Origin of the sequence: Serratia sp. 506_PEND, from assembly GCF_001076875.1 — a bacterium.
Classification (GTDB): domain Bacteria; phylum Pseudomonadota; class Gammaproteobacteria; order Enterobacterales; family Enterobacteriaceae; genus Serratia; species Serratia marcescens.
This window is the reverse complement of record NZ_JVEL01000388.1, coordinates 27,248-28,045: the sequence shown is the minus strand read 5'-3', so window position 1 is coordinate 28,045 and position 798 is coordinate 27,248. Positions and strand designations below refer to the sequence as shown.

The 798-nt window shown below is 46.4% G+C and carries 1 pseudogene; it reads left to right on the top strand.

What is annotated here, in order from left to right:
• Positions 1-185: 185 nt before the first annotated feature.
• A pseudogene (locus ADK28_RS13575) lies at positions 186-798 on the top strand (AAA family ATPase); the annotation flags it as partial.

The window sequence follows — 798 nt, the reverse complement described above, 5'->3', positions numbered from 1 at the left end:
GTCTTTTTAAGTTTTAGTCTTTGTAGGTAAGACGTATCTACTTAGCAATGGGTGTGCCAAGTCGCATTTCGCTGTTTTAAAAGGAAATAAAAAAAGATATCGATCACAAAGTGTTTATAAAAAAGACATGTCTCCATAAAGTGCCTATAGAATGAACATGTTCAAAATCAGGTGGAATGAAATTTATGAACCATATTCACGAGAAGGCCTGGAACGAGGAATGGGAGCTGCTTGCTAAGCTGAACCATGAACAGGGGTTTGCCGAGTACATTGAAGAGCTAGGATTGGCCTGGAAAGCTTTCCAACAGGGTGATACGCCCCAAGGCTTGCGTTCGGCTATTCACGCTTCATGGTTACGCAGCCACACCGAAAACATTGATGCGTATTGCTTTGAATACCAGTTCTGCGATGAAGGTGAACTTCGCAGAATAATGGCGCGTAATGTGCTGTTAATCTCAATCGCGCGGGACATCATGCGTAATCTACTTGCCTATAACCCCGATGGCCACATCAATCTGACCGATGCCAATGGCGTGACACTGCATTATTGTGGTCAGGATTTAACGCCAGTAGGCAGTATTCTTAGCGAGGCTATATCAGGTACTAATTGCACCGGTCGCTGCCTGAAAGAGAACAAGCTGGTCTATATGCTGAGCGCAGAAAACTATAAAGAAGCGCTGCGTGTTCGAGGGAAGCACTGCGCGGCAGCCCCCATCAGGGATGAAAACGGCGTCATGCTGGGCGTTCTGACGTTGACTGCCAATCCTGGGTATTTTCACTACCACACATTGGGGACGG